Origin of the sequence: Nocardiopsis endophytica (genome assembly GCF_027706725.1) — a bacterium.
In the GTDB taxonomy this organism is placed as follows: Bacteria; Actinomycetota; Actinomycetes; order Streptosporangiales; family Streptosporangiaceae; genus Nocardiopsis_A; species Nocardiopsis_A endophytica.
Genome location: NZ_JAQFWQ010000059.1, coordinates 1 through 17,409, shown reverse-complemented (window position 1 = coordinate 17,409; position 17,409 = coordinate 1). Strand labels below are relative to the sequence as shown.

Genomic DNA, 17,409 nt, shown 5'->3' with positions numbered 1-17,409 from the left:
CCATCAACCCACATTTGAGTAGAGGGTACAGAAGCCCACACACCCCCATTTCATACATACATAGGCAGTTTTGGTCTTTTCGACCGGGAATTGCCGTCTTTGCCCACGAGTGTGTGACAGGTATGGAAAGGCTGCGAGCTCGCCGCTCGAAGGAGTTCACACTGTGAGGCCGAGGTTGGTGGGTGCCCACCCCAGGCGGGCACCCACGAGCCGTTGAGCTCAGCCGGCCTCGGAGGACGGGGCGTTCGCCCCCTTGGTACGCGGGGCCGCCGACGTGGTACCCCTGGTCCGAGCGGCAGCCCGCCGGCGGACGCTCGGCGGGAAGCCCGAGGACTTGCGCATACGGCTCACCCGGCGGTTTCGTTGACGATCGTTCACAGGACCTGTAGTTCCTTCCAGATGGGTCGTTGAATGGTTCCGCCGCAGTATTCTGCTTCTGCGAGCGGGTGGTGCCATCGTGCCCGAGTCGAGAGCGGCCTGCAGGGCGAAAACTGAGGGAAAACTGAGCCTTGAACGCGTGTAGGAGTACGCGCACGTGAAGCGGCCTTCCTCGGCGCACGCTCGAAGGGGCTGTCATCACGGGGCCGGACCGCTGCTTCCATCACGGAGAAGGGGAGGGCGATGGAGGGACACGTGCTGGGCCCGGTCAGAGCCGAAGGGGACGGCGGCGGAAGGGTCTCCGAGGGGGCGAAAGCGGCCGCACTGTTCGCGCTTCTGGTGACGTCACCGGACTGCCGGTGCACCAGGGGGGAAATCGCCGAAGCCTTGTGGGAAGGCAATGAGAACGCAGGCCGCCTGGTGGACCGCACCATCTCCGACCTGCGGAAACAACTGGGTCGGGAGGTTGTACCCCAGGGCAGATCGGGATACTGCACGATCCGCGTACCGGTGGACCGCGTCGATCTACTCCGCTTCCGCGACCGGGTCACGAGGGCCACAAGGCTGATGAACCATCACGAGCGATTCGATCTACTGGGTGAGGCCCTGGACGAGTGGGACGGTGGCGAACCGCTGCGCGACCTGAGCGGGAGCGGCTTCCAGCTGCGCCGGGAGGAGCTGCGGACCGAATTGATGGCCGCCGTGTACGCCAGGCTCGAGGCCGCCTGGCGGTCCCGGGAGGTGAAGTGGCTCCGCGAGGAGACGGAGAAATGGTTCAAGCGCGACCCGAATCTGCCCCCGGTCTTCCGGTTCTACCTGCTCGCCCACGGCGACTTGCCTGAGCGTGAGCGGGAACGACTCATCGAAGAGTGGAGGCAGCGCAACGGAAGTCCGGACGCCGAAGTGCAGAGCGCCATCGAAGTGGCCCGGGGATCCTCCTGCGGACCGGGCGGGGTGTTCCCTCCTCCTGTGCCTGACCAGTTGCCTGGCGGCATACGAAGGCCGGTCGGGCAGGAGCAGCTCATCCGTGACCTCTTCGAAGCCGTGTGTGGGGAACAGGACGCCGGAAACCTGGCGCTGCTCCTCATCAGCGGCATGGCAGGGGTCGGGAAGAGCACGGTGGCCCACCGTCTCGCCTGTCGACTCCGGACACGATTCCCAGACGGAGTACTCTATTCCGACCTGAACGGATTCACCGACGGAGCTGAGGGGCCTACCGAACCGGGCGAGGCCCTGGACAAGTTCCTGGCCGCGCTACCGCCCTACTCCACAGTGACCGGCCCGGAGAGCAAAAGCGCTGCCCTGCGGTCTGCACTTGCTCGCCGCTCGGTACTCATCGTCCTCGACGACGCGCTCCACGCCCAGCAGGTCTTGCCGCTTCTCCCTGGAGACGGCACCTGCGCCGTGATCATCACCAGTCGCAACGATCTCTTGCGCCTTCAGGCCGAGAGAAAGGTGCTGTTCCACAGGATGGAGCCACTGCCAGAGTCGGACGCCCTGAAGCTGCTACAGGAAGAAGTATCGGCCAAAGACCGGGCGAACTACGCCCAGGCATTCAGAGAGTTGGTTGGTCTTTGCGATCGTCTGCCACTGGCCCTCACCGTGGTGGCCCAGCTTCTGAAGCGTGGTGCACGTCCGCTGCGTACCATCTCCGCCCTGGTACGGGAGATGAAGGGGGAACGGGCAAAGCTGGATACGCTGCACCTTCCTGAGCACGAACTGTCGGTCCGTGCCGCGCTTAACTGCTCCGTGCGCGTACTCAGTAAGGAGGCCAGGCTGCTGCTTTGGCAGCTTTCAATCCACCCTGGCCCCACCGCCTCCTGGGAGGCGGTGATGGACCTCGGGAGGGCAGCGTGCGAAGGGGCGCGCACTGACCGTGCTCTGGTGGAACTCGTGGCGGCGAACCTGGTGGAGCTCAAGGGCGATCGCTATGGGCTCCACGACCTGGTACGGGCATTCGTCCGCCAACACGTGCAGCCTGGGTCGGAGGACGAGACGGCCGAAATCAAGCGGGCGACCGTACGGCAGGTGCTGGAACACCAGTTGCACAACGTCCGCGCCTGCGACCGCGTGCTCGACCGAGAGCGAACCCTGCCCATCGGCGAGCCCGACGGAGTCACGGTCACCGAGCCCGCGGAACCGGGGCAGGCGATGGCGTTCTTGGACGAGGAGTACGAAGCCATCCAGCGAGGCATCCGATTAGCCACAGATCAGCACATCGAAAGGTACGTATGGCTCCTCTCCATGGCACTGGTCACCTATCAATGGCACCGCCACCGTCTTCGTGACGCGCTGAATAACCTCAAAGACGCCGCCGATGCAGCAGAGTCCATCGCTACCTCGGTCGATTGCGCCATGGTCCAACGAATGCTGGCAGGAACCCAATGGCGGTACGGGCAGTACAACTTGACCGTGGGCCACCTGCGCCAGGCCGTGCGGCTCAGCAAGGAGGACCGCAGCACGAAAGGCCGATTGAGCCTGGCTCGGTCGCTCCACCGGCTCGGTATCACTCTGCGCAAGCAGGGGGACCAGGCGGGCGCGGAGAAAGAACTGTGCCAGGCTCTGGAGTTGTGCAGGGCGGTGGCCGACCCGGTTGGAGAGGCCGCAGCGCTGAACGCCCTCGGCACAATCCACCTTGATAGGGGTGATCACGATCAGGCCCTTCTCCGGTGCACCGATGCCCTGGGTGTACTTGGGTGCACGGCAGAGCGGAGCGGTCTGGCCGACGTGCTGTTTACTTTGGCCAAGGTGCATGTGGCCCGCTCCGAGCGAGACGAGGCCGTATCCCTGTACCGACAGGCCTGCGACATCTACCACGAACAGGAGAACTGGCCCAGCGAGAACAAGACACGGCGGCTCTTCGCCGACGTCCTGGTGTCCGCCGGCAGAACCGAAGAGGCGATACGGGAACTGGAGAGAGTCATCGTGCTGCGTGAGTTGATGGGGGGCGAAGGCGTATCCGAGGTCCGGGAGTTGCTGGAAGGACTGAGGTGACCAGCCCAGCCGACGTCCGCCGCGCCCCCGTCACATCCGAGGCGGACGCGTGCGATAGTACTCGGTCGGGTCGGGGCGCAGGGGCTTCGACGGACGCCGCGAGCTTATCGGAGGAAGGTACGGGCGAAGCTGGTCGAACACCTCGTGGACATCCGCCGGACGTTCATCCGGTTCCCACCGGACCATCCGCAGCGCGAGGGAGGCGAACTCCGGAGGGAGTTTGTCGAGGAGGTCGGCCGGCAGAACCGGGCAGCCCCGTTCCGCCCGCTCCTCCAATCCGCCATAGGGCAGCCGCATGACTGTCATTTCGAGCAGGATGCAGCCGAGCCCGAAGATATCCACCCGCCGCGTCAGACCTGAGGGACATGCGTCGGACTGCTCAGGGGAGGCCCAGCCGAGCGTGCCGCGTTCGAACTCCGTCGCCTCACCCTCCATCACCGCGAAGCCCATATCGATGAGACGGAGGCAACCATCCGGTTGCACAATGACATTCTCGGGTTTGAGGTCACAGTGCACCAGATTCCTGTCGTGTACTTCCCGCAGAATTTCACACAACTGACCGATGACGGATGCAACGGTCCCGGGGTACCTGACAGGCCGAGCCGCCAACAGCACATCCTGCAGTTGACGCCCTTCAACGAATTCCATGACCAGGCATCGGCGCCGCCGGTACGTGCCAGTCGCGATGATTTCAGGGATCGCCCTTATACCGGTCAGCCTCATCATGCGCGAGCCTTCTTCGAGCAGGTCCCTTCCCGCTGAGAAAAATTCGCTCTCCGGACCGAGATTCCGGGGCTTCTGAAGCTTCAGCGCCCTCTTCACCCCACTCCTGACGTCACGACCGAGGAAGAGGTCGCCCTGGCCGCCGTCACCGACCATGCCCAGCAGTTCATAGCGCTCCTCCACATCGCCGATCTCCTCGATCTCCTTCACGTTCACCCTTCTGTCCTCCGTATAGAAATGGAGCAGAATATGTCACAGTGGCTGCCCCCCGACGGGGTGACCCGCACCTCTGAGATCATCACGGTATCCGCAGGAATGTTCAAGGGAAGAGAATTCCGCTGCCCCGCCGCTGACGCTCTCAAGGCCCGCGGCTACCGCACCGCCGCTCCGACGCCGCGCAGCCCAGAGCAGTTGGAGCACTTCGCCCTCGGCCCTTTCATGACCGCCTGCGACACCCGATCCAGCCCTACCGCAAGCCCCTCCCGGAAGAGGAACGCGCCCCTGCACGACGGCTTGAAGACCTGGTCGGACCATGGTCTGAAGATGTACGAGGCGGCCTTCCCCTCCGACCCGGACCGCCCCCTGCATGAGGTCCCCGAGCCGTGGACCTACCGCTACCGGCTGCCCGGCCACGACTCGCGAAACGCCAGGGAGTACCGCTTCACCGCGTGGGGCCGCTGCCTGGCTTCAGCCGACGGCTCCTACCGTGAACTTCGATTGCCCGTGCACCGACTGAACGGAGACCTGCCGCCCCTCGGGTTCACCGCCGCTGTTTGCCTGGTGCTGGCCGAGGGCACCCCCGGACCGCCACCGGAACACGTGCGAATCGTGGAGTTCGCGCTGCTCGACGGACACACGCGAGAGCTCTTCGCCGGCAGCCGGGCACAAGCACTCGCCCGGTATCGCGAGCACGGCCCCGACGCTCTGGGCGGCGTTCTGGACGGACGGGAGTACCGGCCCGGTTCCGCTTGCGGCGGATGCCCCTATCTGGCGGTCTGCCCGGCTCTGCGGAAGGCGTCCGGGTTGCTGGGCATCGAGGCACCGGATCGGCCCCGCCGCACCTGGTCGGTGACCAACGGACGCAACTACCAGACTTGTCCGGCCCGCGATCACATGCGCCGGCTCCACCTGCCCACGGCCGACTCCGTCGAGCGCGAAGGAGCGGCCGAGCGCGGCCGAGCCCTCCATGCCTACCTCGCCGACCGGCACCGCCGTAGAACGCCTCGACCATGCACGGTCGAGGTTCCCGAGAATTGGGTGCCGGACGGATTCGACCTTCCCGACCACGAACGCGCGCTCGGCGCACTCCTATTGCGGCGGCACGCCGCAGTCTGCCCGCTGCGGTGCGTCGGGAATGGGTCCGACGTGCGGACCGAGCCCCGGGTCGTGCGGCACGACACTGCCGCCAACGTGGTGGTGATCGCCGCACCCGACCTGCTCTACCGAGACGCAGGCTCATGGGTGTGGCGCGAGACCAAGACCTCCGCCACCGACCGGCGCGTCAACCGCCCTTTACTGGAGCTCTATCCCCAACTGGCCCTGGCGGTCGTACTGGTCGCCCGTGGCGACTTGGCGGGCGCTCTGTCCCGTGCCCGGGTCGAGCTGGAAATACTGCGCCCTGGCGGTGCCGATCTGGAGACCATTGACCCCTTCGCCTCCGCTAACCGAACAGCAGCGGAGGAGGTTCTGCGGACCATGGTGGCCGACTGGCACAGGGACGACCACTACGCGGCTGTACCCGGACGCGCCTGCAAACGGTGCGAGGTGACCCGCTGGTGCTCCGCGTCGCCCGCCGGAAGGGCTATGGCATGAAGACTCAGGCGGCCCAGCGGGCCGGTTGTACGGGTACTGGGGCGGCCTCAGAGGGCGTTGGCAGCGAGCTGTTCCAAGAGCTGGCCCGCATGGTGGCGGCCCTCTCCGAGGTTCAGGGCCTCCGCTCGTTCTCCCTGCCCTATCCCGACCTCGCCCAGCGTGCACTTGACCGCACGGTGATCCACTGCCTCGACGTCGGAGAGACACCGCCGAGGAGCCTCCCGGAGCTGTGGGGGTGGTGCCGGACCCGGCCGGCGGGTGATCCGCTGTTCGCAGTTCCAGCCTCCCTAGTCACCTCGGATGCGACGCTGGTCCATCCGGCCGGCCAGATGCCGACCCGGACGTGCCTCGAAGTCGCCTCGCACGGATTGGATGGTGGCGAAGCAGCGCAGGCCCGCGCGCTCCTGAGCGAATTGGAAGCGCGGTGTGGAATACGTGCGCGTTTCCTACAATGCCGCAGGTTCCTGGCCCACCGCCCGGTGGTCCACCAGCAGGACCGCTTCGAGCCCGGCTGGAACAGGGATGTCTGGACGCGGGTCAAGGATCTCTACGGACCACTACCTGAACACCTGCTCGTCGACGGCCACTTCCTCCGCTGCCCTTCGTGCGGACTCCCCGCGCTGCCTCGGAACGGGACCACGCCTTTACCCGGGCCGTCCTCCACCAACGAGGTCATCTGGTGCGAGGGGGAGAACTGCCCCCGTGATGCCTCTCCAGAACTGGTCCGCGAGCCGAACCAGGCCCGGATCCTGCGGCGATCGCTGCGGACGTTCCTCGCACTCCCACACCGGACCGAACAGGCTGTTGGGGACGTACTGGATCGCGCCGGGATCATCCGCGAGGCCCTGCCGCAGACTCTGTCCGCCTGCCGGTTGACGGACACCGGTAGCAGGGTCGCGGACATCCAGGTGCACGACCGCCTTCAGCCGGCCCTTCTCGCCGCATATCTCGCTGACGGTGCCCCCCTACCGGACCTCACCTTCGTCGTGGTCCCTGAAGAGCTCGCCGGGAGCAACGGTTACCGGGAGGCCTTCACCGAGGCCCTTCCTCCGCTCCTGCGGGACCGCCTGGTGCTCACGACACCCGTGGACCTCGTGCCCGGATTAGAACGGACCCGGAGAGAGGAGATGGACGATGCGTAGCATCATTCCGCCGCTGACCGACGTACTCCACGCCCTCCAGGCGACCCTGGGGTCGTCTGTGCGCCAGCCTGTCTTGGAGACCTTCTGCCAGGTGGAACTCGGCCTCTACCTCCAGGAGAAGCTGCTCCCGGGCAGCCCTGCGGGCAGCGCCTGGGTGTTGTTCAGCGGATACGAGTTCGCCACAGCGTCCGGAACGCCACTGCCACCGGATACCGCAGAGACGCTGCGTGTGGCCAGATACTCGCTGTGGACTCTCCGCAGGAGCCGCCCCTGGCGCGAGGCACTGGAGACCTACCAACAGTTTGATCCCCTGGTGCGCGGCTATGACGTACCGGACACCGAGACGCCCTCCGTCCGCCGCGAACTCTCTGTCGCGAACGACCGCTTCTCCGTCTACGAGCAACTGCTACGTGCCGCACCACCGCTGGCGGGCACACGCATGCCGGTCGCGGGCGAGGGCCCACATGCCTTCCCCGTCAGCCGAACCATGGCCGTCGTTGACCTGCCGTCCGTTCCCCGCACCGCCCTTGTTGCCCACGACCTGGACCTCGAACCGGCCGGTGGCGGAGAGCCCCTCGTTTTCACCAGGAAGGAACTCGAGCGCACCGCGTCGGAGATGGACGCTACGGACGCACGCGTCGGCAAGGAAGACCTGAAGAACTGGCTTGATCGGCTGCGGGCCTTCGACCTCTCCACCAAGGAGAACGGTGGGTTCCACAAAGCTGGCAAGAACGACGACTTCACGTTCACAGTGGACGGGATCCAGCACCTGCTCGGCATCGTCGGCGTGGGCAAGAGCACACTGCGCGACATCATCGCCGTCCATCTCGCGAAGCTCGGCCAACGCACCACCATCGTGGTCACAGACGTCGCAGAGGTACTGAAGCTCGTACGGCTCTACAACCGCTATATCGACGACGTCGCCGCGCCCGTACTCGGCTCCTCCGGCCGGGAGCGGCACGCCCAGCGACTGCACCGCCGGCTGGCGGGCCGGGGCGAGCACCGTCTGCTCGCCCACGACGACCCCGACTTCGCCTACCTCGGGACTTCCTGCGTCCTCAACACCAAGAGGCAGGGCGCCACTTCGTCCACTGGGCCGCTCGCCTTCGGCGAGGCCCCCTGCTCACGGCTCCGGCCACCGTCGGACCCGCAGCGCCGCAGGGGCGACGGACATGCCTCCGAATGGCAGAAGCGTGTGACGAGCTGCCCGTACTGGTCCGCCTGCCCCCGGCACCACGGAGCTCGTGCCCTGGTCGGCGCCCTGATCTGGGTGGCCACACCTGCCAGCCTGATCGACACCTCGCCGCCCCGCCCTCAGAACGGCGAGCGTATCCGCTACCTCGAACTCGCTTGCCGCCGCAGCGACCTTGTGATCATAGATGAGGCCGACCGCGTGCAGATGCAGCTCGACCGGACCTTCGCCCCCGCCGTCGTCCTCGCCAGCAACGAGGACAAGGGGCTCATCGACCAGCTCAGCCGCCACAAGATCCGAGAGCTCGCGGCGAGCGGACGCACCCAGCTCTCCGAGCGGGACGTGGAGACCTTCGCCGCCGCACTCAACACCGCTGGATCGGCCACCGACCGGCTGTACGCGATGCTTGTCGCCGGGCCCGAGCTACGCAGCTGGGTGCGGACGGGCTACTTCAGCGCATGGACGCTCCAACTCGGCTTGCTTGACGAACGCTACGACCTTCCCGACGGCAGTGGGCCGGAACACCGGAACCACGCCCCCCGGGAAGCCCTCGGAAAGCTCCTCGACGCCTTCCGTGACAACCCTTTCGGCGACCGCAGCCGCAGATCTGAGGAGGACTTCAGTCGACTGACTGCCGTCCTCAACGAACTTCTCCACACCGGCAACCCGGAAAACACCCAGCGCCACCTGACCGAGGTCATGGACGAGGTCTTCCATATCGATGCGCAGTACATGGCCGAGCGGAAGCAGAAGTACGAGGAACAGTACGACGAGTGGGAGCGCGAGGAGGAACGGCAGAAGAAGCGCGGTCGACGCCGGAAGCCCAAGCCGCCGCCTGAGAGCCCTGAGGAGTGGAGGCAGAAGCTCGCCGAGCGCTTCGAGTTCACGCTGCTCCTAAGTGCCCTCGAGCCCCGGCTCGCCATGATCAACGCCATGTGGCCCCGTGTCGAGGCTGCCCTCAGTCTGGGCTACAACGAGATGTACCGTCGGCCGCTCGACTACGGTCCGATGGTGCCGGAGGCTCCGATGGGCAATGTGCTCGGCTTCCAGTTCCGGGTCCCGGGCGAAGACGAGGGCGGAGTCTGCAGCGGCGAGCTGACCTTCTTCCGCTGCAGCGGCGTCGGACGTGAGCTGCTGCGCGCCATCCCCCACCTCGCCTCCGTGGACGACAGGCCTGGCTCCCACCTATTGCTCATGTCCGGCAGCAGTTGGGCGGGCGCGTCGACCCGCTACCACGTCTGCGTTCCGGTCGGTGTGATCATCGAGCCGCCGGCCGAAGTGACCAAACGCATCGCAGACGAGAGCCTTATGCGCTTCGAGTTCATCAACGACGGCGATGAGAAGATGCGTCTGTCAGGCTCGCGCCCGGACGACCGCCCCGAAAAACTACGTCGCATTGCCATCCACCTAGGACAAGGTGGATACGACGCTCTCGAAGGGGGCCCGCTGGAGCGCGAGCTACTCTCCCTTCCTGCGGGGAACCGCGATCAGATCCTTCTGCTGGTCGGCAGTTACTCCGAAGCGCGCATCGTGGCCGACACCCTGCACAACCTCAACTCCCGTTGGCGCGACAAGGTGCTGTGCCTGGTCTCGGACGATGAGGAGATCGCACCGGAGGACGAAGCACCGTCCGCCTACCGCGCCCGGTCACTTCGCCGAGGCGACGTGGAGCACCTCAAGGACCTCGAGGCGGACATCCTCGTGGCGCCTCTGCTGGCCGTCGAGCGGGGCCACAACATCCTCAACAACGACGACGAGGCGGCCATCGGCACGGTCTACTTTCTAGCACGGCCGAATCCGCACCCCGAAGACCTGACTCTTGCCGTCCACAGCGTCAACGACTGGATCGTCCGTGCCGTCACCGGCGGTGACTTCGACACCTGGGTACAGGGGCAGGCGACTCTCGAGGAAGGTGCCCAAGAGGTCCACCGCCTCGCCCGTTCACGCTGGTACCAGGTGCTCGCCCGTTCGATGGCGTGGAGTCGCCTCGGCGACGAGGCGCGGGAGCAGGTCACTTGGGACACGCTGGTCCTGATGTGGCAGGTGATCGGGCGGCTGGTGCGTGGCGGCGTACCGGCCCGGGTGGTCTTCGTCGATGCCGCCTTCGCTCCGAACCGCGGGGCTGTACCGCCACGGACCGACACCCCCGCATCCAGCCTGCTGCACAGCGTGCTCGACGTGCTGGCCCCCTACTTCGACGGTGACACGAAAAGCACGGAGGAGCAGTTCATCGTCCGCGCCCTGTACGAACCGTTCTGGCGCATGATCACCCGCTTGCTCTCCTCTGCCCCCGCTCCGGACCACTCATAAGCGCGAACTCCGAGTTCCAGGAGGCAATGCCGTGTACCACACCATTCGCGTCACAGCCTACGAACCCGATCCTCTCCATGGACCATGGCGGGAGGAGATGAAAGTGCTGCGGCTCGGCGAGAAACTGCACACCGAGCTCACCAAGATGCAGGCCGAGGCCCACACAGGAGCCGTCCGCCCGGACCGGCTTCCTGTACGCAGGCTCAACTCCCTGCTTCAGGCGATGGCTCCCGGTGTCTTGGCGACCGGCCGTAATGCCGGAACAGACGGCCGCCTGCCATGGCTCTACGCGCGGGAAGCCGTCCCGCGGGAGGTATTGGGCCCGGTGATCGGTACCTGGTCTGCGGGCCTGTCCCCAGACGAGGACGACACTGAAGGCGCCGACCTGGAGACGAGGATCCGCTCAGGCGATCCTGCCGAGGCCGTTCAGCTGCCACAGTGGGAGGCAGAATCGATCGACCTCACCGAGACCGTGACATCAGCGGGCGGTACCGCCGAACCCGCCGCACGGCTCTACAGCCTGCTGCCCGAGTGGGTCGCCTTCCGGCTGGCCGCTCGGACCTTCCACACCGGGAGCATGGTGCTCCACTTCCGCGTCGAGAGCTCGGGGAATGCTGCACGACTCGTCTCATGGCCGCCTCAGAGGTACGAGCGTCGCGGGCAGACGTGGTATTACTCGGCCTGCCTCAACATCACCGTCCACACCGTGCCCTTCGCCCCACGGTTCCGCGTCCATGTGTCCACCCAGGTACGTCGGTGGGCCACCCGACTGGACGTACCCCCCTACCAGCTCGGCGGCGCGACCGTCCTGCTCGATGTTCCGCTGCCGTGGCCGGGAGGCCCGGACCGGGGCCACCGTCTGATGGCGAACACTCTCGGCTATGACCGGCGGTTGAAGGAGCTTGCTTGGCGCCGCCACAGCCCCGCCCCGCTTATGCCCGAACTTGACGTCGTCGGCAATTACCCGCAGCCCGCGGAACTCTTCGCCCGTCCAGAACACTGGATCAACGGGTCCGGGGATGTGGCCGCCGGCATCGTCTACCATCCGTCGATCGGCCCGCACGAGGTCGGCCCCGGGCTGATGCCACAGGAACGAGCGGCGCTGGACGCCTGGGTCGAGGAAGGCTTGCGCCCCATGCTGACGCGAGTCCCCGACCTCACCAGGGTGACCCGGAGGAATACCCCTTCGCTGCTGCCTGCCGGTCGTGACCGGGAGGTCAGGGACACCCAACTGGTCTTGCAACGGCGTGCGGCGCTGGCGCGCGCGCTGAACGGCCGTCTCCTGGAGGTCGACGTCTACTGGCAATCCCCCGAAACCCGTGCTGCATTGCTGACGGAACTACCGAAACTCATCGGGCTCCCTCCGGGAGAGAGAGTGGGGGCGGCCGACGGCGATACCTGGGAGTGGCGGTGCGAGGGGATCGGCATCCGCGTGCGACTCCAGGCAGCGGGGCCCCTGGCCGACGCCATGCCGATTTCCCGGGATCGCAAGCGTCCCAAGGCCGACCGGTTGGCCGAAGCCGTTGAGGAACGCTGCCGACTCGTAGCTGACCGAAAGGGCATGTGCTCCGAGGAGACCGGACTCGTGATCACGGAGATCGCCGACAAGGACCGCTTCGCCGCCGTGCCGGACTCCGACCCCAAGCACGCGCTGCGCATCGCCTGGGCGCGGCAGGGGCGGCTGAGCCAGTTCATGAACCTGCCCGACGGTGACGAAGGCGGCCTGGAGCATCGGGCCAAGTGGACCTGGTTAGACGCCTTCCGGCAGCTCGGAGCGATCGCCCCGCCTGCCCACCGGGTAGGAGCCGGAATTCCCGGTGACCTTCAATACGTGGCACTCTGGCTTATCCAGCGCACCAGGAAAGGGCCCATGCGGCGCGCCGTCCGTCAGCTGGTCGCAGTGCGGATCCGCCCCGGAGACGGGCCGGGCGACATCGAGGGGTGGGACGCCGAGCGCACCGAGTGGGTGTCGTACCCGAAACTGCTGTTGCTGCTCTCCCAGGCAGAAGAACCAGCGGAGAAGTCTGCTGCGGGATGCTCCGACGATGCTGCGGCTGATCGGCACGGGCCTCGGACTACTCCACGCTCGGGCATGGAGCACCACTGGCAGCGGGATACGGAGCGGCAGATCCGTGCACTCCTCTTCCAGCTCCGTGACCGCCCGACACTCCTGCTTGCGGACGCGGGCAACCTGCGCCAGTGCTGGCCCGCCCTGCGCAATGGTGAACTGGAGCGCGACATGCTTGGCTTCGGCACCGAATCCGCCCAGCGTCACACGCTCTACGGCGACGACCTGCGGGTGGTACTCGTACGGGACTCCAATGCGCGAGGAGAAGTGCCGGAATGGTACGCCCATGACACCAAGGGCAAGGTCGGCTTCGCTGAGGGGGTGTGGGGAACCCCGGAGGTGGAGAGCCGTGTCTTCGCGAGCACGGCCTCGAAGCCGCATACGGTGGCGAAACTTCCGAAGGGGCTCATGAAGCTGGCTCCCACGGCACAGGGGCGGACAGCTCCAGGAAAGACGGCCTGGAACCCTGGACAGTTGGAGATCACCGTGCTCTGCTGCCTGTCGGAGAAGGCGCTGGTGGACTCGGGGCGTGAAGGGGACGTGCCCGACCGACCGGCGGAGTGGGCAACGCTTGCGCACCAGCTGCGCTACCACGACGACTACCCGCCTCTCGCCCGCCCCCTCCCACTGCACCTGGCACGTCTCGCCGGTCAGTACGTGCTTCCGGTCGCCAGAACGAAGGAGGGCAGGAAACCGCCGTCCACTCCATGAGCAAGTGCCGCCAGCATGGGGAATCCCCGGCGAACGATGCTGATAGAGCGAATACGTTCCTTGGGTCCGAGTCGGCTTTTTCGCGGTGGAGTTCGATCGTCCACAGACCGGATAGTCGCTTTCATCGACGCCCACAAGCAGAAGCACGTGGTGGAGCTGGTCTGCTGGGTGCCGCATCTCCCCCTCCACCCAAGTACGCGGCCGAGAACCGGCCGCCTGCGGCGCGTTCGGCCACGGAAATGGCCGCCACCCGCGAGATCGCCCGGATACACGATGAGAACTACAGGTCGACGGAGTGAGCAACGTCCGCGCCCAGCTCATCCGGCGGGGCCGCACGGGAGCCAGACAGGCCGTCGGGCCTTATCACTCACTCCTTTCAGCGCCGACAGGCCCGCCCGGCTCCGGGACGCCGACATGTCCTCCTTGCCCACCCTCGGGCGAGAGGGCCCCTCCATCCGCACCTTCGCCAGATGCTACCTGGCGTGGCATCGAGGATCTGGAAGTCACGGTGACCGACTACATGGACTGGTCAACCCCACCGCCCGCGCGGAGAACTCGGCCTGGTCCCGCCGACCGAGTTTAAAACAGGCTTCTGTTCCGTTTCGGGTTTATTGGAGGCTCGGAAGCAACGCCCCGCCCTCGGGTGAGGCCTCTTGCCGCTGGTAGAAGTCTGCTTCGAACTCGGCCGGCGGGACCAGCCCGATCTCTCCGTGCAGCCGGCGGTGGTTGAACCAGTCCACGTACTCGGCCACCGCGACCTCCAGCTCCTCCAGGCCCGCCCAGGGTCCCTTGTTGCGCACCAGCTCGGCCTTGAACAGCGAGTGGAACGCCTCGGCCAGAGCGTTGTCGTAGGAGTCGCCCCTCGAGCCGACCGAGCACACGGCCCCCGCCTCGGCCAGGCGGCGGGTGTAGCGCACTGCCAGGTACTGCGCCCCGCGGTCGGAGTGGTGGACCAGCCCGTCCAGGCGGTGCCCCACGTGCTCGCGGTTCCATACCGCCATCTCCAGCGCGTCCAGCGCCAGCTCGGTGTGCAGCGACCGGCTCACCTGCCATCCCACCACCCGGCGGGAGAACACGTCGATGACGAAGGCCGCATAGCACCACCCCGAAGAGGTGCGGATGTAGGTGATGTCGGCGACCCAGAGCCGGTCGGGCGCTGAGGCCTCGAAGGCGCGTCCGACCAGGTCCGGCCGCATATCCGGGCCCGGTGCGCACCGGGTGGTGCGCGGGGTCCCGGCGCGGGCGGCCCCGCGCAGCCCGGCCGCCCTCATCAGCCGGTGCACGGTGCAGCGCGCCACCGCCCGGCCCTGCCGGTTCAGTTCGGCGTGGACCTTGCGCACCCCGTAGACCCCGTAGTTGTCCTCATGGACCCTGCGGATCTCCTCGGTCACGGCCGCGTCTGCGACCTGGCGGGCCGAGGGCGGCCGGTCCCGGGCGGCGTAGTAGGTGGACGGGGCGACCTGCAGCACCTCGCAGATCGGCTCGACCCCGAATTCCTGCTTGTGGGCGTCGATGAAGGCCACTACCTGCTCTGTGGGCGGTCGAGCTCCGCCGCGAAGAAAGCCGAGGCGGACTTCAGGATGGCGTTGGCCCGGCGCAGCTCCCGGTTCTCGCGCTCCAGCTCGGCCAGGCGCTGGGCCTGGTCGGTGGTGGTGCCGGGCCTGTGGCCGCCGTCGATCTCGGCCTGGGTGACCCAGTTGCGCAGCGTCTCGTGGTTGATGCCCAGCTGGTTGCCGATACGGGCGAGCGCTCCGGGCCGGGTGGCCGGGTCCCGGCGGGCTTCCACGGCCATCCTCGTGGCGCGTTCGCGCAGCTCATCGGGGTACTTCCTCGGTGCTGGCATGTCTCTCATCCTTCCCAGGGTTGAGAGCCTCCATCACACCCGGAACGAAACATTCTACCAGAGGGAATACACCTCAATCGAGGGCAGGCCATTGCTTCCGCGCCTCCAATTAGCCCCAAGCAGGCACCACAAGCCGCACTGGAGGCAAGCAGCCTAAACGTCAAGCTGGATGTTCATCGCACCGGACTCTTGTAATCGGACGGGCCGTGCTTCGGGGCGGTCCGTTCGCTCTGTTCAGGCGGGTTCCGGGTCGGGGTCGGTGAAGTGGTCGTAGGGCTGGTCGAGCATGTTCCCGTCCACCCACACCTGCATTCCGTACCTGACGGGCTCGTCCGGATAGAAGTCGGCCGGCACCCTCGCCGTGTCCTGGAAGTACGCGGCCGCATCCTGCAGACGGAGCTCCTCGCCGTGCTTGAGCGGCGGCCCGTTCAGTGCGGCCGGTACCGCGGCGTCGAATCCGGTCCAGTCGATGGCGGAGTCCCCCTCATCCGCCGTCAGGATGAACGGCCGCAGGTCGACGCGGCCCGTGCAGCGGCCGTGCTCGATCAGCCACAGGTCGGCGCTCTCCCCGCTGTCGTGGCTTTCCCACATGCCCTCGATCAGGTCCGGATCCGGGTTGTCGATGTACATGTCCTGGAGCAGCGCGCGAATGTGCTCGCGCCGGGAGTAGACGAAGAACAGGCTCCAGTCCACCTGGCCCGTGTAGGTCTTCTCCAGCACGTATGCGCTGCCGAACCGGTCATCCCGATCATCACCGCTCATGGACCGAACAGTGCCAGGCACCTGTGACAGCGGGCGCCCGACCGTCCGGGGACGGGAAAACGGATCGACGGCCGGGCACCGGCCTGTAAGGGTGGGGCTGCATGACGCCCTCCACTCCGATTCCCCCCGCGGACCTGGCTCTCATGCAGCGGCTCGCGCAGCAGGTCACCGCCCTCCGGCCCGATCTGGTCAACGGTGACGCGTCGTACGGCGAGCTGGCCTGGAACCAGGCTTCGCCGAACCCGGGCGGCACCAGCCACCGGCACCGGATCTGGACCTCCGGCGGTGAGCCGGTGGCCTGGGGCTGGGCCCGCCTCCCGCGGCGGGTCCGGTTGAGCGACGGGTCGGTGCGGGACGTCACCGGCGCCTCGCTCGCCCACCAGGTCCACCCCGACCACCCCGCACTGGTCGACGAGGTCATCGCATGGTTCGACGAGACCGCGGCGGGCCTGGAGCGCTCGGTGGTGGCCGGCGCCGCCGACGTTTCCGCCCTGGAGCGGTGGGCCGCGCACGGCTACGGGACCGACCCGGACGCGCTGGGCGACACCGGCTCCTGGACGCAGCTCAACGAGCGGGACCTCACAGGCGGCGTCGAACGGCCGCGCCTGCCGGACGGCCACCGGTTCCTCACCGCCGACGAGGCCGGCCCCGAGGCGGCCGTCCGGGCGCACGTCGATGCGTGGGCCCCCTCGGCGTACACGCTCGAGGCCTACGAGCGCGTCCGGAGCACCGCGGCCTACCGGGGCGACCTGCACGTTCTCGTGGAGGCCCCGGACGGGACGATGGCGGCCTCGACGATCATGTGGCTCGACGAGGCCAATGCCACCGCCGAGTTCGAGCCGGTCGGGACGCATCCGGCCCACCGGCGCAGGGGGCTGGCGCGGGCGATGCTCCTGCACGGGATGCACCTGGCGCGCGCGGCGGGGGCCGAGCACATGACGGTCGCCTGCCTGGGCGCCGACGGCCACTCCTCGGCGCGCGAGCTGTACTACGGAGTCGGTTTCCGGGCCTTCTCGCGGGACGCACCCCTCACCAAGCCCGCGACCGCCTGAGTCCGGATCGGGCCGTCCCCGTGCCGGTCTTCGGGTCCTCGTTCCGGGCTTGGCGGCGCCCTGAGGCGGCGAAGGTGGTGGTTCCGCCACACGATCAGCCTTGACACGGCCCTTTCACCACTCTGGATGCCCGATCCGCGGGGGCGGTCACGGTCGGCGGACGTCGCACCGCCCGACGGGCACCGTCCGGCCAGGTCGGCCGCACCGTCACTCCCCTGAGCCGCTCACTGCGCGCTTCCGTCCCTTGGCCGGTGCCCGTGGAGCGTGCGCCGAAGGGGCACCGCTCCTGCGGCCGCCGTGCGCGTCCTTCGTGCGGGATCGGGGGCCAGAGCCTGGGGTAGCCGAAGTCACATCCGGCCGCCGGCGGGCGCTCCGGGCAGGTCCCGTGCGTCAACGGCCCCCGGGCGTCGGGGCGGGGCCCC

General features: G+C 67.4%; 8 protein-coding genes, 1 pseudogene and 1 other annotated feature. Of the genes and pseudogenes, 6 read left to right on the top strand and 3 right to left on the bottom strand.

What is annotated here, in order from left to right; genetic code table 11:
• Positions 1 to 621 precede the first annotated feature (621 nt).
• Entirely contained in the window at positions 622 to 3,372 is a 2,751-nt protein-coding gene (locus O4J56_RS19285; RefSeq protein ID WP_270687482.1) for an AfsR/SARP family transcriptional regulator, read from the top strand.
• A gap of 30 nt (positions 3,373 to 3,402) precedes the next feature.
• Here the strand turns inward: O4J56_RS19285 and O4J56_RS19280 are convergent, their stop codons facing one another.
• The gene (locus tag O4J56_RS19280) at positions 3,403 to 4,305 is read right to left on the bottom strand and encodes a serine/threonine protein kinase (RefSeq protein ID WP_270687481.1); all 903 of its coding nucleotides are present in this window, start codon (positions 4,303 to 4,305) and stop codon (positions 3,403 to 3,405) included.
• Between the two features lie 39 nt (positions 4,306 to 4,344).
• Between O4J56_RS19280 and O4J56_RS19275 the strand changes: the two genes are divergently transcribed.
• The 4 genes from O4J56_RS19275 to O4J56_RS19260 are packed head-to-tail and all read left to right on the top strand — an operon-like array spanning position 4,345 to position 13,330.
• The gene (locus tag O4J56_RS19275; protein ID WP_270687480.1) at positions 4,345 to 5,907 is read left to right on the top strand and encodes a PD-(D/E)XK nuclease family protein; all 1,563 of its coding nucleotides are present in this window, start codon (positions 4,345 to 4,347) and stop codon (positions 5,905 to 5,907) included.
• Positions 5,871 to 7,049, top strand: a complete 1,179-nt coding sequence (locus tag O4J56_RS19270; protein WP_270687478.1) for a pPIWI_RE_Y domain-containing protein — start codon at positions 5,871 to 5,873, stop codon at positions 7,047 to 7,049. The genes O4J56_RS19275 and O4J56_RS19270 overlap by 37 nt, the downstream gene beginning before the upstream one ends.
• Positions 7,042 to 10,551 carry a pPIWI_RE_Z domain-containing protein gene (locus O4J56_RS19265; RefSeq protein ID WP_270687476.1) on the top strand — a complete coding sequence of 1,170 codons (3,510 nt, stop codon included), beginning with the start codon at positions 7,042 to 7,044 and terminating at the stop codon, positions 10,549 to 10,551. The genes O4J56_RS19270 and O4J56_RS19265 overlap by 8 nt, the downstream gene beginning before the upstream one ends.
• A 31-nt stretch (positions 10,552 to 10,582) precedes the next feature.
• Positions 10,583 to 13,330, top strand: coding sequence for a pPIWI_RE module domain-containing protein (locus O4J56_RS19260; protein WP_270687475.1), 2,748 nt, complete (start codon positions 10,583 to 10,585; stop codon positions 13,328 to 13,330).
• A 608-nt stretch (positions 13,331 to 13,938) separates the two neighbouring features.
• Here the strand turns inward: O4J56_RS19260 and O4J56_RS19255 are convergent.
• Together O4J56_RS19255 and O4J56_RS19250 are read right to left on the bottom strand one after the other, a co-directional pair.
• A pseudogene (locus O4J56_RS19255) lies at positions 13,939 to 15,173 on the bottom strand (IS3 family transposase).
• Positions 14,782 to 14,895: a sequence feature (AL1L pseudoknot), on the bottom strand. Its footprint overlaps the pseudogene before it by 114 nt.
• Positions 15,174 to 15,407: 234 nt before the next feature.
• On the bottom strand, positions 15,408 to 15,935 hold the full coding sequence (locus O4J56_RS19250; RefSeq protein WP_270687473.1) for a hypothetical protein: 528 nt from the start codon (positions 15,933 to 15,935) through the stop codon (positions 15,408 to 15,410).
• A gap of 143 nt (positions 15,936 to 16,078) precedes the next feature.
• Here O4J56_RS19250 and O4J56_RS19245 point away from each other — a divergent pair, with 143 nt between their 5' ends.
• The gene (locus O4J56_RS19245) at positions 16,079 to 16,987 is read left to right on the top strand and encodes a GNAT family N-acetyltransferase (RefSeq protein ID WP_408639141.1); all 909 of its coding nucleotides are present in this window, start codon (positions 16,079 to 16,081) and stop codon (positions 16,985 to 16,987) included.
• Positions 16,988 to 17,409: the final 422 nt, after the last annotated feature.

What these genes read in the sequence shown, in the direction of transcription:
- O4J56_RS19245 (WP_408639141.1), top strand. Translation starts at nt 16,079, where the DNA reads ATGCAGCGGCTCGCGCAGCAGGTCACCGCCCTCCGGCCCGATCTGGTC.
- O4J56_RS19285 (WP_270687482.1), top strand. Translation starts at nt 622, where the DNA reads ATGGAGGGACACGTGCTGGGCCCGGTCAGAGCCGAAGGGGACGGCGGC.
- O4J56_RS19275 (WP_270687480.1), top strand. Translation starts at nt 4,345, where the DNA reads ATGTCACAGTGGCTGCCCCCCGACGGGGTGACCCGCACCTCTGAGATC.
- O4J56_RS19250 (WP_270687473.1), bottom strand. Translation starts at nt 15,935, where the DNA reads ATGAGCGGTGATGATCGGGATGACCGGTTCGGCAGCGCATACGTGCTG.
- O4J56_RS19265 (WP_270687476.1), top strand. Translation starts at nt 7,042, where the DNA reads ATGCGTAGCATCATTCCGCCGCTGACCGACGTACTCCACGCCCTCCAG.